This is a genomic window from bacterium, assembly GCA_030530825.1.
Classification (GTDB): Bacteria; Patescibacteriota; Saccharimonadia; order Saccharimonadales; family Saccharimonadaceae; genus Nanogingivalis.
The window spans coordinates 154,982-169,093 of sequence record JAUMUF010000001.1; the positions used below are offsets into that span (position 1 = coordinate 154,982).

13 protein-coding genes are annotated in these 14,112 nt (G+C 42.0%); 11 read left to right on the top strand and 2 right to left on the bottom strand.

The annotated features are described in order from the left end of the window. Positions 1-30 precede the first annotated feature (30 nt). The 7 genes from Q4A21_00850 (at position 31) to Q4A21_00880 (ending at position 9,547) form a co-directional block, all read left to right on the top strand. Positions 31-2,754 (top strand): hypothetical protein, encoded by a 2,724-nt coding sequence (locus tag Q4A21_00850; GenBank protein ID MDO4902088.1) that lies wholly within the window; start codon positions 31-33, stop codon positions 2,752-2,754. A gap of 29 nt (positions 2,755-2,783) precedes the next feature. Further along, positions 2,784-4,061 carry a serine--tRNA ligase gene (gene serS / locus Q4A21_00855; GenBank protein MDO4902089.1) on the top strand — a complete coding sequence of 426 codons (1,278 nt, stop codon included), beginning with the start codon at positions 2,784-2,786 and terminating at the stop codon, positions 4,059-4,061. 164 nt (positions 4,062-4,225) lie between these two features. After that, positions 4,226-4,525 carry a glutaredoxin family protein gene (locus Q4A21_00860; protein MDO4902090.1) on the top strand — a complete coding sequence of 100 codons (300 nt, stop codon included), beginning with the start codon at positions 4,226-4,228 and terminating at the stop codon, positions 4,523-4,525. Positions 4,526-4,619: 94 nt separating this feature from the next. Next, the gene (raiA, locus tag Q4A21_00865; protein ID MDO4902091.1) at positions 4,620-4,988 is read left to right on the top strand and encodes a ribosome-associated translation inhibitor RaiA; all 369 of its coding nucleotides are present in this window, start codon (positions 4,620-4,622) and stop codon (positions 4,986-4,988) included. Positions 4,989-5,087: 99 nt separating this feature from the next. Continuing rightward, positions 5,088-5,495 (top strand): hypothetical protein, encoded by a 408-nt coding sequence (locus Q4A21_00870; GenBank protein ID MDO4902092.1) that lies wholly within the window; start codon positions 5,088-5,090, stop codon positions 5,493-5,495. A gap of 81 nt (positions 5,496-5,576) precedes the next feature. Then, positions 5,577-8,252, top strand: a complete 2,676-nt coding sequence (secA, locus tag Q4A21_00875) for a preprotein translocase subunit SecA (GenBank protein ID MDO4902093.1) — start codon at positions 5,577-5,579, stop codon at positions 8,250-8,252. Continuing rightward, entirely contained in the window at positions 8,252-9,547 is a 1,296-nt protein-coding gene (locus Q4A21_00880) for a pitrilysin family protein (protein MDO4902094.1), read from the top strand. Before secA ends, Q4A21_00880 begins: the two co-directional genes overlap by 1 nt. 42 nt (positions 9,548-9,589) lie before the next feature. Here the strand turns inward: Q4A21_00880 and Q4A21_00885 are convergent, their stop codons facing one another. Both Q4A21_00885 and Q4A21_00890 read right to left on the bottom strand, forming a co-directional pair. Further along, positions 9,590-9,868 carry a 50S ribosomal protein L27 gene (locus tag Q4A21_00885; GenBank protein MDO4902095.1) on the bottom strand — a complete coding sequence of 93 codons (279 nt, stop codon included), beginning with the start codon at positions 9,866-9,868 and terminating at the stop codon, positions 9,590-9,592. Beyond that, positions 9,855-11,084 carry a hypothetical protein gene (locus Q4A21_00890; protein MDO4902096.1) on the bottom strand — a complete coding sequence of 410 codons (1,230 nt, stop codon included), beginning with the start codon at positions 11,082-11,084 and terminating at the stop codon, positions 9,855-9,857. The genes Q4A21_00885 and Q4A21_00890 overlap by 14 nt, the downstream gene beginning before the upstream one ends. A gap of 121 nt (positions 11,085-11,205) precedes the next feature. Here Q4A21_00890 and Q4A21_00895 point away from each other — a divergent pair, with 121 nt between their 5' ends. The 4 genes from Q4A21_00895 to Q4A21_00910 all read left to right on the top strand — a co-directional run bounded on the left by Q4A21_00895 (position 11,206) and on the right by Q4A21_00910 (position 14,088). Beyond that, a complete protein-coding gene (locus Q4A21_00895; protein MDO4902097.1) occupies positions 11,206-11,613 on the top strand; it encodes a hypothetical protein in 408 nt (135 codons plus the stop codon). 8 nt (positions 11,614-11,621) lie between these two features. Further along, positions 11,622-11,855: a hypothetical protein gene (locus Q4A21_00900; protein MDO4902098.1), complete on the top strand. Its 234-nt coding sequence runs from the start codon at positions 11,622-11,624 to the stop codon at positions 11,853-11,855. A 97-nt stretch (positions 11,856-11,952) separates the two neighbouring features. Beyond that, entirely contained in the window at positions 11,953-13,302 is a 1,350-nt protein-coding gene (locus tag Q4A21_00905; protein MDO4902099.1) for a glycine--tRNA ligase, read from the top strand. After that, complete coding sequence (locus Q4A21_00910) at positions 13,303-14,088, top strand: RNA methyltransferase (protein MDO4902100.1); 786 nt, start codon at positions 13,303-13,305, stop codon at positions 14,086-14,088. Positions 14,089-14,112: the final 24 nt, after the last annotated feature.

Consider the following 14,112-nt stretch of genomic DNA (forward strand, 5'->3'; position numbering starts at 1 on the left):
TGGCGCAAAGTGTGATTAAATATAAGCATTATGAAGTTTGGTGGAAATTTTGGAAAAATTCTTGTTGGCGCTATTGCTTTTGCTCTAATTGGTATTAATAGTATAAGCGCTTTGGCTACTACCGGGCCTGGGAATAGCTATATTATCGACCCCAATAAGCCTCAAAACAATAACCAAGGAAATAATAATCAGGGGAATGGAGGAAATAACTCGTCTGAAGATTTGACTATTTTATGTCAAAATACTCCAAAAGATCCTAAATGCGAACAACTCAAAATTCAAAAAAATAAACAGGATCAAGACGCCAACAACAAGATTAATGAAATATTGAAGAAGAACAAGCCGATACAGGAATGTATGCGGCGCAATCTTAGCAATTATCTTTCCTCTAAAAATATACCATCAAGCAGCGAGGGTAGACTCAAGTCGGATATCAGTAGTCTAACAGATAGAAGTTTTATAGCTAATAATAAACAAATTGACGAAAATTTAAAAGATCTCAAATCTCAATGCGAAAAAAACTCATCTCTAACTATTGACTCTGCGGAAAATGGAGACAGCAAGAATGATACTGAATGCGCCGTCCAATATTTCGGTTGGATAATATGCCCTGGCGCTCGAATAGGCACATCTGTTGTGATTGGTATTTACAGCGCTATGGCTAAAAATCTTTTAGAGATTAAATCCGCTGAGATTTTTAATACTAGTGGTGGTGCTTTTACCTATTGGATTATCTTCAGAGATATTGCTAACGTCTTGCTTGCTATAATTGTTGCAGTTATTGTATTTTCTCAGTCAACTAATCTGGGGATTTCTAACTATGGGATTAAAAAGATGCTACCGCGTTTAATAATCTTTGCGGTGATAATTAACATTTCTTTTTGGCTTGTTGCTGGCTTAGTTGATCTTTCTAACATTATAGGCTACTGGTCGTTCAGTTCACTTTCTGGAGTGGATGGGTGGAATGCACACAATACGCTTGGTAGCGACGTTGATTCACTGCTTAGAGGTAAGGCCTCTATGGGGGGTGAGTTTGCTACAGGAGTTCTTGTTGCTGGAGTCGGGCTTGTTACTGCTCTTTCTGGGGCTCTTCTGGCGATGATTCTAATCGCGATGGTTGCTCTGTTCTTGATGTTTGTGATTTTGACTGGACGCCAGGCGGTAGTTATTATGCTCTTGGTTGTATCTCCTATTGCTTTTGCATCTGCGATATTGCCAAATACCGATGGATTCTTCAATAAGTGGAAGAGTTTCCTCAAGTCTATGCTCATGATTTATCCTATTTGTTCTCTTATGATTGGAGGCCTAATCTTGACTTCTGATATTTTATATGAGATGGCCGCACAGGATAAAAATGTAGCTTTTCAGGTTATTTATGGACTTCTCCCAATGATTGGACTATTTGCTACATATTCCGTTATCAAGGGGACTCTTTCTCTAATCGACAAAATTACTGGCGGAACTGGTACTCTTTCGGGCGCGCTCAAGAATATCGAGAAGGGCGGTATGGGTATCGCTAAGGATAATCGGTTGGTGAATATGAATAAAAATCTTGGCGGAAGAATTGGTCTTAATGCACGCAAAGGTCTTGATAAGTTTGTTAATGGCAAGAGTGTTACTGGATTCGGTATTAGGAGGAAAACTTTGGGTCGACTATACAACATGGGGACCACAGCTCGCCTTAAACAACAAGCTTACGAAGCTGATCAAAAAATTTATAAGCAAGATCAAGAAATTGCCAGCTATGAGCGTAAAGGCGTTGAAAAACTCACTGACTCTGAAAGAAGAAATTACTCTCGTCTTATGACTGAACGCCGTAAGCGCAAAGCTCAAGAAACTACAGATGGAGCTGAAAGGATTAAGTCTAATATTTCTGATGTTAAAGAATATACTAACATGCTTACAAACGCCATTCAGTCTGGTAATTCTGAATTAGCTAAGCAAATACTCCAAGCCGCACATACCGATCCTAATGTTGGCGGAAAATTAAGAAAAGAAGTCAACCAAGCTATGATTGACAACCTTAATTCTAATTCAATTAACGGAAATATGGGTGATCTTTTGAAGTTTGCTCAGTCGGAATTTGGTGGCAAGATTAAAGAGGCCGATGCTGTTCAGGGAAAGTCGCTATCTAACCTTATCCAAGGTCAAGACTCTTATTCAGCTCAAGAGGCTAATGTCCAAACTCTTCAAGAAAGGGAAAACTTTGCCGCTAAGCTAAATCAAGAAGTTTATAGCAATATGTCCAATGTTGATCTGTCTAAGCAGTTTAGCCTTGAAACTTGGGCTAAAAATGCCAATGACTTGCCAGAAGCTCAACGAGCTAAAGAAGTCGCGCGCGCCAATCAGATTTTAGCTGATGATAAGCTTCTTCAAAGTATGACTGGCGAGAACATAGAGCACTTGCAGAAAGTTGCTGGGATGACAGTATCTTCTTCAATATCTATGGAGCAGGAATATTTGAAGCAAGAAGCTGAAATGCAAAAACTTAAAACCAATCTTAAAGCTGAAGTTTCCGCTGGAAGAATGACCGATGAGGAATACAATCAAAGGGTTTATACTGCGCAAAAACTCGCCAACCAAGCAGCAGAAATGCGTCTATATCAAGATGCTAGAAAAGAGCAATCTGATGCCGAAGACATCTCTCGACAAGCCCAAAATCAAGGCAATCTCCAAGAAGCCAAGGACTACCAAGAAGTAGCCCAAAAGGCGCAAGAGTCTAGAGATTATTGGAATCAGAATAATTTTCGATAATCCAAGAGAAGTTGTGGTAAAATAGTTATATGTTAGATATCAAATTCATTCGTGAAAATATTAAAAAAGTCAAAGGTGACTCACTTAAAAAGGGCTACAAAATGGCTGATGTTGATGGTGTTTTGTCTTTGGATGAAGAAAGAAAGCGCTTAAATCAACAGATTGATGAACTTAGAACTCGTCGCAACCAAATTGCCGATACTATGAAAAAGTCCGCTGACAAGCCTGCGCCAGAACTTATCGAAGAAGGCAAAAAAATTAAAGAAGGCCTCTCTCAAATGGAGAGCAAACTTCGCGAGTTTGAAGAAGAAATTTCACAAAAACTCGCCGGTATTCCAAATATTCTTCAATCAGATGTGCCGATTGGCGAAGAGGGCGATGATGAGGTTGTCCGCGTTTGGGGCGAGGATCTCGCTATTTCTAAATTTGGTGAAAGTCGCACGGGCGCAGAAGACCATCTAGATTTTGCCGTTAAAAAAGATTGGGTGGACTTTGACCGTGGGGCCAAGGTTGCGGGAAGTAAGTTTTACTTCTTGAAGGGTGATTTGGCACTTCTCGAAAACGCAATTTATCAATACGCTCTCAATAAACTTATTGCCAAAGACTTCAAATTTATGACTGTTCCGCATATGGTTAACGGCAAGGTTGCTACTGGAACTGGTTTTGCTCCGCGATCCAGCGATCAGTCTGATGAGTATTTTATCGAGAATGAAGACCTAAGTTTGATTGCTACGGCAGAAATGTCGCTCACTGGTTATCACGCCAATGAAATTCTGAACGAAGAAGACCTTCCGCTTTTCTATGCTGGGTATTCTCCGTGCTATCGCAAAGAGGCCGGCGCAAGTGGTAAGCACACCAGGGGTCTTTTCCGAGTTCACCAATTCAATAAACTTGAGATGTATGCCTATACTTTGCCGGAGCAATCTGTTCAGGCGCACGAGAAAATTCTTCAAGTTGAAGAAGAAATTTATCAAGAATTAGGCTTGCCTTACCGTGTAATCAATATCGCCAGCGGTGATCTTGGCGCTCCTGCTTCTAAAAAATATGATATCGAATATTGGAGTCCAGTTGACGGAATATACCGCGAGATTACTTCTTGCTCCAACTGTACCGACTATCAGGCGAGAAATCTCAATATCCGCGTGCGTCGCGCAGATGGCTCGCTTCAGGTTGTTCACACGCTCAACGGTACGGCTGTGTCGCTCGCACGATGTTTAGTGGCGATTCTTGAGAATTTCCAAAAGGGTGAAAACCTGGAGATTCCAACAGTTCTTCAGCCATTCATGGGTGGCCGAACAGAAATCTAAAACACTATATATAGCGTTATTGTAAAAAATACAACACTAAATGTGTTGTATTTTTATTATGCTTGTGCTAAAATAAAGATAAGTTCATTGAGAATCCAAAATTCGAAAATAGTGTCACAATTATCGGCAATTTTCGAAAATAAATTATAAAGGAGGAATTCAAAATGGCTAAAAAAATTGTTCTTTTCGTTAAAGAGAATTGTCGTCAGTGTGATATGACTAAAAAATATCTCACAGAAAATGGGGCCGACTTCGAGATTCGTTCCCTTGAAGAACGGGGTAATATTGATGAAGTTAAGTCTCTTGGCTACTCCGCTGCACCCGTTACTATTTTTGGTGACACGGTTGATATTGATGGAACTGAGGCAATTCTTAAAGAAGGCTTGCTTCATTTTGCTGGTTTTGCTCCAGGCAAGCTTGCACAGGTCGTTGCGGATTATAAAAAATCCCTTCAAGTATCATAATTTTTAACCACTTTTTCGAAAGTGGTTTTTCTTCCTCTTGACAAATCAAAAAGTTTATGCTAATATTGAACTATAAGTTAATAAAAGGAAAAATATGATTTCACAGATTGACATTACAGGAAATAAATACGAAATTGACGAAAATACCCGCAAATATGCTGAAAAACACATTGGAAAACTTGATAAATATTTGCCACGTCACGCTAAAAAATCTGCTTCAGCTAAGGTTGTGATCGAAGAAATTAACGGCGCGCACGACAATAAGTATGAAGTCGAAGCAATCTTGACCGTGCCGGACAAGACTTTAGTCGCAAAAGACCAATCTTCTAATGTTTTGGCTGCGATAGATATCGTTCAGGCCAAATTGGACGGCCAAATCCGCCGATACAAAACAGAGAAGAATCCTCGTCTCGGCAAGTCTGGATTGATGGCGCGATTTAAGCGGTCGTTCAAGCGCGGATAATTTTTAAGAAGTAAAAATCGCTCGAGTTTCGGGCGATTTGCTTTTTATTTCAAAAAATGTTATAATTTTCAAAATGCGTAAAAAAGGGAGGTGGTTCAGATGAATACGCAAGAACTTTTTGAAAAATTTGGCCGTCGTTTTGCGATCGTTGAGATTGGCGAGTCTGGCTTTTTCGACTTTTTTGAGATTTGCGCAGTTAAAAATGAGCCGCCGATTATCAAGAATATCAAGGCTACAATTACCCGGAACTCTGCTTTGCCGATATGGGGTCAAGATCTCGAGATTGAGGATTTTGAGGTGATCTTAGAAAATTACGCTCACTTTGAGGTCCTTAATCTGGCTGAAGATAAGCCGAAAAATCGCGTGATTGGGCAGATTTGCTCGGCGTGCAGCAAAATATTGCATTCCGAGGCTGGAAGCGATGAGTTTCGAAACGCGGAAAATCAAGCGATTCAACTTTTTACTCGACTTTTGCCTCGGAAGCGGATCAAATTTTTCAAAAAATAACCCCATCAAGGGGTTTTTTTTCGGCCTTGATTATGTTAAAATGGTAGCAGAATTTATACTGTTTTTGAAGGAAAGGGAGAAATGTCTAAGAAAACTGATAAGAAAAAGAAGAATGTTTTGGTTGAAGAAAACAAGGTGGAGAAGTTTTTGACCAAAGTTTTTGGTGATCCTCAGAAAAAGATTTTGAAGGATTTGCAAAAAAAAGTTGACGAAATCAACGCGCTCGAAGATAAAATCAAGAAGTTGAGCGATGAAGAAATTCGCGCAAAATTTGAAAAATTGACCAAGCAAGTTCGAAGTGAGAAAAAGACGCTCGACGAAGTTTTGGTTGAAGTTTTTGCGATCGTTCGAGAAGTGTCGGTCAGGACGCTCGGCATGCGCCATTTTGATGTTCAGTTGATTGGTGGTATGGTGCTTCACCAAGGTAAAGTTGCCGAAATGAAAACTGGTGAAGGTAAGACTCTTGTGGCGACTTTGCCAGTTGTTCTCAACTCGATGGAAGGTCGCGGCGTTCATGTTGTGACTGTTAACGACTACCTTGCTCAGCGTGACGCCAGCGAAATGGGCGCGATTTATGATTTTCTAGGGCTATCTGTTGGTGCGATTATTAATGAGGCTTCGTTTATTTTTGATAAAAACTTCGACAATGAAGCGCACGAAAACGAAGATATGCGAAAACTTCGCCCAGCAACTCGAAAGGACGCTTACGCGGCGGATATCACTTATGGAACTAATAATGAGTTTGGCTTCGACTATCTTCGCGACAACATGGTTAACGAGACGGATCTTCTTCGACAGCGCGAATTGAATTTTGCAATTGTTGACGAAGTCGACTCAATCTTGATCGACGAGGCTCGAACTCCGCTCATTATCTCTGCGCCTGCCGCTGATAATCCAGATGCTTATATTCAATTTGCTAAAATCGCCGCGCAACTCGTTCCGGAAGATTACGACTTGGACGAAAAACGCCGAAGCGTTGCGCTCACAGATGAGGGTATCGACAAGGTTGAAAAACTTCTCGGAATGAAGAATCTCTACACTCCAGAGCATACTCGTGCGGTGTACCATATAGAGCAGGCTCTTCGCGCGGAAACTCTCTTCAAGCGCGATCGGGATTATGTTGTTTCTAACGACGGCGAAGTTATCATTGTTGACGAGCATACTGGTCGTTTGATGAATGGTCGTCGTTATAATGAGGGTCTTCACCAAGCGATCGAAGCCAAAGAAAAAGTGCCAGTTCTCAATGAATCGCAGACTCTAGCGACGATTTCGTTCCAGAATTTCTTCCGCCTTTATAATAAATTGAGCGGTATGACCGGAACAGCGTTTACTGAGGCTGAAGAATTTCAGCAGATTTATGCTTTGGATGTAGTTCAAATTCCACCCAATAAGCCTGTGATTCGTGATGACAAAGAAGATCTTATCTTCAAAACTGAAAAAGCCAAGTTGAAGGCTGTTGCAGAAGAAATTAAAAAACATCATAAGGCTGGCCGTCCAGTTTTGGTTGGTTCCGCAACGATCGAAAAGAACGAGCAAATCGCCAAATATTTGGATAAAGAAGGTATAAAATACAACCTTCTCAATGCCAAAAATAACGAGCATGAGGCTTCGATCGTAGCTAAGGCTGGTGAAAAGGGTGCGATCACGCTCGCAACCAACATTGCCGGTCGTGGTACCGACATTAAACTCGGTAAAGGGGTTAAAGAACTCGGCGGTCTTGTTGTTCTTGGCTCAGAGCGCCACGAGAGTCGTCGAATTGACAATCAGTTCCGTGGTCGTGGTGGTCGTCAGGGTGACCCAGGTGAAACACAATTCTTTGTATCTACTGAAGATGATCTGATGCGAATTTTCCAAGGAGAGAAGATCGCCGTTTTGATGGATCGTCTTGGCGTGCCAGAAGATCAGCCAATTCAGCATAAATCTGTTTCGAAAATGCTTGAAAATTCACAAAAAATGGTTGAAGGCTTTAATTTCGACACTCGTAAGAATGTTGTTCAATACGACAATGTCATTAACCGTCACCGCAAGGTTGTTTACACTATGCGCCGCAAAATCCTTGAAGGCGAGGATATCACACCACAAATCAAACAATTATTGAACGAAAAAGTCCAAGAATTGGTTGAACTTCCTTCAAAAAACAATCCAGATTTTGTCAAAAACTTTATCCAGACTTTCCCCGTTGAAGAAGACACAGCGGAAGCACTCGGCTCGATTAAAAACGACAAAAAGCGTCTTGAAATTGCCAACCAGATCGTTGAAGACATTTATCTCGACAAAAGGGCTGAGATTGGTGAAGAAGATCTCCAAAAAGTTGAACGAGAAGTTTATCTTCAAGTTCTTGATACGCTTTGGATGAATCACCTTGAAAATATGGGTCACCTTCGTGAGGGCATCCACTGGCGCAGTGTTGGTCAGCGCGATCCGCTTGTTGAGTATCGTGAAGAATCACAAAAATTGTTCGAGGGTCTTCAAAATACGCTTCGAGATGAAGTTATTCGTGTGATTTTGAATGTTCGAAAGACTGATGTGCTTGTTCGAAGCGAGGAAGGCCACGAGACTGAACTCACTCGACTCGCGGAGACTGCCGTTGAAAAGGGCGTCAATGAAATCCAAAAGGGTGATAGTTTCCACGATGATGATTTTTCTACTTCAAATGTGAAGAAATCAGATAGCAAAAACGCCAAAAATGCCAAGAAAAATTCAGCCAAAAAAGCCAAAAAGGCTCAGCGCCAAAACAAGAAAAAGGGTCGCAGATAATGCGTCATCAAGTCAGCGAAGTCCGTCTGAAAAACGGCGGACGCGGGCTTCTTGTTGATGTTCCAGATGCGACCGTGATGAGTTTTAGTTTTAATTTTAGGGCTGGCAATCTTTATGTTAAGAGCCCAGAAATTTACGAAACCGCACACATTATGGAACATATGGCTTTTGGCGCCAACGCACGATTTGATTCTGAGCACGATTTTGAGTTAGAATTCACCAAAAACGGCGCCTACCACAACGCTTCTACCTCTGATACGGGTATGACTTATGTGGCGGATTGTGCTGATTTTGAATGGGAGAGGATTTTCGACCTTCAAGTTTTATCTATCAGTGAACCTCGATTTAATGAAGTTGAGTTCGAATCCGAAAAAGGAAATGTTAGAAATGAACTAACTGGCTACCTCAACAATAACGCAAGGCTTCTTTGGCCTAAGATCCAGCAGGCATTCGGTGAAAGTGTGAAGACTTACGAAGAACGCTTGGAGACGATTTCTAATATCAGGCTTGAAGATATTATTGAGCATCATCAACGCACGCATACTACTGATAATTTGCGATTTGTGATTTCTGGTAAAATTACGCCCGAGCGTCGACAAAAGATCATTGACAGGCTCGAGAGTTTACCACTTCCGAGAGGTGAGCGCTTTGAGATTGTGGAAAACGATTTACTTAATCCGAGTGAGCCGATCTTCATCCCGAGAAGTGATTTGAAGAATATCAGTTTTGGGTTTTCTATTGTCTTGCCGAGACAATTTTCAACTGAAGAAATGGACGCGTTTCAGGCGCTTAACCATATCTTGACAGGGACGATGCATTCAAGGATTTTTGGTAAGGCACGAAAGGGCGGCCTGACTTATGGCACTTACAGTGGCGTGTCGCGGGGAATGCGATCAACCTCTTGGGATTTTGAAGGGCAGGCCAACTTTGATACCGCTGAGCCGCTTTTTGATCTAATTGTCCAAGAACTTCAGAAAGTGATTGAGGGTGACATAACGCAAGAAGAAGTTGATGCGATGAAGTCTTATGCGCTTGGTAGTTTCCAGATGAGTGGTCAGACGGTTGGCGCAACGGGCGGATTCTATGCTGGGCGCTACTACTGGGATGGCACGATTAAAAATCACTCAGCGCAAGCAGAATTGATTAAGAAAATCTCTGGTGACAAAATGATTGAATTGGCGCGAGAATTCTTGCGCGAGGGTTTGTTCGTTCTAGGCGCTGTGAGTGGTGGTGATCAGAGACAGATAGAAATCCTATCTCGTAAAATTGAAGTTTTACTAGAAAATAACCGTTAGCAAAACAAAATCGAGCCAATCATTACGAAAGGCTCGATTTTATTACGCTGCTACAACTTCTACAACTGTTCGACGAACTGTCTTGCCAGTGAAAAGTTTTTTCTTAACTTGCTTGAATTGAACAACGCCTGCTTGTTCAGCGTGGATTGTAAAATTCTGGCTCATGTAAGTACCGTTGCCAGCCAATTTGGTTGCGCCAGTTTGTCGGACGAGGACTTCTCCCGCGTTGACTTTTTGGCCGCCAAATCGTTTCACGCCAAGGCGTGCGCCGGCATTGTTTCGAGTGTTCTTACTTGAACCACCTGCTTTAACTTTTGACATTTTTACTCCTTATTAGTACTAATAATTCACGCGCCACCACTTGATTTTCGCGATAATAAATCAAGTCTTGCGGTTTAACGCGCAGAAATTCTTTTCTATTATACCCGAGTTGAGGTAAAAAGTCAACAAGTGGAAGGTGAGAAAATTCACCATTTTGCGTTTTCCAGGCGGGGACGGCGATACAGATCTGTGTGCCTTCTGGGATTTGGCTGGCGAGATTTTTCAAAAAGTTGGAAATTATGCGGTTACAGTTCTCGCGCACCTCAGTTAATTTTTTAGGCGAAGGTGGTGCCGAGAAGGGCTGGCCAAGATAAGTTTCGCAAATTACACTAGTGAGATTGGGCGCAAAGTCCCATTTTTGCTCGGTTGCGTCTGCGGTGAAAATATCGCCGATTTGGCCGTATGGTCGAAAAGTTTCTTCAACCCAGCGCGAATTCTCTTTCGAAAATTCTACCATTTTTTCACTCAAGTCTGTACCATGTGCGGTCAAGCCTTTTAGCGCCGCCTCTTGAAGAACTGTGCCGGTTCCACAGAAAGGATCCAAGATCTCGAAGTTCTTGCCTTCAATTTTTTGATTTTTCGAAAGAATTATCTGCGGTTGGCTGTCGCCGAGAGCAAGATTGAGCATCGTCTGAGCGAGTTTTGGCGGAAGCATTCCGACAAAGGCATCTCGCTTGGGGCGATTTTGATCTCGACGAGCGTAGGCGGTTATATTTTGCGCGCCTTCACTGAGTGCTACTACTGTTTTTTGCCCGCCACGGACGGCGAGAATTTCGATTTTTTTATCGCTCAAACCGAGCTTGTTGTTGTGCGAAACTGCCGTCGAAAGTGCTGAATCCTTACTCGAAATCACTCGCACACTGACGCCTTTTTCTCGAAGTTTAGATTTGATAATTGTGCCAGTTTTGGCTATGTCCGCCCCTCGCGCTAATAAGCCGTAGGCGGAGATCCCGAGAGTAATTTTACCTGTTGTGTTGGCAAAATCTCGCTCAAAGGCACTTACGATTTTTTTTGAGATTTCTCGCCAGTCTGTAGAGTTGACCTCAAAGGCGACCTCGCCGCTCTTTAAGATTGAGCCAAAATGAGAAATGTTGAGTTTTTCCGCATCTACCAAGGCGGCGTGCGTACCGAGAATGCGGATGTTTTCTCCTCCAAAAACACTTTCAAGTTCCGCGATTCCGATGGCGGGCTGTCGCCCCAAGATTGCAATTTTCATTCTTAAATTATATCACGCACAGATAGTTTTAACAAATTTTATAAAAACCCTTGACGTTTAGGGGGGGGGTATGGTAAAATAAAAGCACAAGTATTTTATAAAAATATGAAAAGGAGATGAAATGAAAAAAATATTTTTGCCGATACTGGCTATGATATCGCTTTTTGGTATGGTCGGCGCGTTTTCAGCCTCTGCTTTCGCAGATAGGGTTCCAGATGGTGAGGAATGTGATGTCCTTGTTCGGTTTGCTCGAGTTGCTCGCCAATGGGATGATGAAAAGTCTGAATGGGTTGAGAAGGGTGTAATTGACTTCGAGACAAAGGTATTTAAGAGTCGAGGTAACAGAAAAGAAGATCTGGCCAAGATTGAAGAAATGATTAAAGAGCAAAAGATTTATTATTTTGGGGTTGAAAACTTTTTCTTTGATGAAAAATCTGAAATAAAACAGCCGGAGGAGTGTGACGAGTATCAAGTTTACACCGTTTTGCCCTCCAAAATAGAGCTTAATGAATCCAACCTTCCCCAGTAGGAGTTTATATGAATGATCAAGTAAAAACTAATGAACAACTTTTCAAAGAATTAAAACTCAAGACTCTGGTTTGTAAAGAGAAACCCCCAGAAGCTAAAGACGCTCCCGTTGAAGCTATTAAGACCGTAGTGGAAAATATTTTGGGCGCGCCAGACACTGGCTTTTCAGCAAATCAAATTACTGGAATTGGTTTAATCGGTCTAAGTTTGGCAATTCTATTGGCTATCTTTATTAAAAAATAACTGTAGCACGCCCAAAACGCTCGAGATTTTTTGTCTTGGGCGTTTTACTTTTCTTATAAAATTTGCTAAAATAGAGAAAAGAATTTAAGAGGAAAATATGGATAAAAATGTAACTTTGGAAAAAATCGTCAGCCTGGCTAAGCGTCGAGGCTTTATCTGGCAGGGTAGCGAGGTTTATGGCGGAATGCGCGGAACTTGGGACTATGGTCCGCTTGGATTGTCTCTCAAGCGTAAAATTATGAATGAATGGTGGCAGTTTTTTGTTGATAATCGCAGTGATATGTACGGTGTTGATGCGGCGATTATTATGAACCCTAAAACTTGGCACGCCAGTGGTCACGCGGCGACTTTTGCCGATCCTTTGGTTGAAGATCTCAAGACTGGTGAGCGATACCGCGCAGACCACCTCCTTAAAGATAATGGGATTGATGCGGAAGGCCTTTCTAACGAAAAAATCACCGAAATCATCCGTGAAAAAGGCTTGAAATCGCCCAAAGGCAACGATCTTAGCGAGGTCCGCAGTTTTAATATGATGTTCCAGACCAATGTTGGTGCCGTTGTTAATGACAACTCTGTGGCGTTTCTTCGTCCTGAAACAGCCCAAGGTATTTTCACCAATTACAAAAATGTGGTTGACGCGTTTTATCCAGATCTGCCATTTGGCTTGGCGCAACAGGGCAAGGCGTTTCGAAACGAGATTTCTCCGCGTGATTTTGTCTTCAGGAGCCGTGAGTTTGAGCAAATGGAGATCGAATATTTTGTCCATCCAGAAAAGTGGGAAGAGAATTTTGAAGGTCTGCTCGCCGACACGCTCGAATTTTTGACTGAAAAGATGGGGCTTAAGAAAGAAAATCTTCATCTTCTCGAAGTTCCAGAAGAAGACCGCGCACACTACTCCAAGCGAACGGTTGATCTTGAGTATAATTATCCGATCGGCAAGGAAGAGTTGATGGGAATTGCTTACCGTACGGATTTTGATCTTGGCAATATTGAGCGAGCGAGCGGTAAGAATATGGCGTATGTTGATAAAAATTCTAAGGAGAAATTTATTCCGCATGTGATTGAGCCGAGTTTTGGCGTTGAACGATTACTGATGGCTGTCTTGACGGAAAGTTATCGCGAGATTGAAACTGATGGCAAAATTCGCACATTTTTGGCTTTGCCTGAAAACTTGGCGCCAGTTAAAATCATCGTCGCGCCACTCCTTAAAAATAAGGAGAATCTGGTTGAAGAGGCTCGCCGAGTTTATGCGATTTTGAAGAAAAAATACGGCAATGTTGAACTTGACCTCAGCGGAAAGGTTGGTAAAGTTTATGCCAAAGCGGACGAGATTGGTGTGCCGCGCGTGGTGGTGATTGACTTTGATACGATTGAGGGCGACGGGCTTGTGAGTGTCAGGAATCGCGATGATGCGAGCCAGATTCGTGTGGAATTGGAAGAGATTTAGATGGAGAAAATCACTTCTGCGCAAAATCCATTGATCAAAAAACTTGTTCGACTGAATGAAAAGCAGAGTTTTAGAAGTCGTGAAGGTTTGACAATTTTAGATGGGGTGCATCTTTGCAGTGAGTATTTTTCTAAGATTGGCGTTCCAGAAATTTGTGTCGTAGCGGAAAATTCCAAGAGTCAAGAAGTATCTGAGATTATTGAAAAATGTCGTTCTGCTGGTGTAAAAACAGTTGAGATTACGCAAAGTCTTTTTCGAAAAATCTCACCAGTTATTGATGGCGTTGGCATAGTTTTTGTGGCTAAAACACCACAAAGTCAAGGTCCGATTGAAACTCAAAAAGAAACCTTAATCTTGGAAAATATCCAAGATCCTGGCAATCTCGGAACGATTTTGCGCAGTGCGGCTGCGTTTGGTGTTGAACAAATTATTTGTTCGCGTGGGGCTGTTTCTGCGTGGTCGCCCAAGGTGCTTAGAGCAGGGATGGGCGCGCATTTTAGCCTGCAGATTTTTGAAGATCGCGACTTGGCTCAAGATATTCAACTTATAGATGTTCCAATTTTTGCCACTAGCCTTGAAGCCAAGAAAAGTATTTTCGAAGAAGATTTAAGCGGTAGTAAGGCATGGATTTTTGGTAACGAGGGCAAGGGTGTTTCGAAAGAGATTCTTGATTTGGCGGATAAAAAAGTAATTATTCCGCACGATCCAAAGGTGGAGAGTTTGAATGTGGCGATGGCGGCAAGTGTGTGTTTGAGCGAGGCTTGGCGACAGAAAGATGCTAAGTAAATTTATGGCTGCAATTTGCTAAAA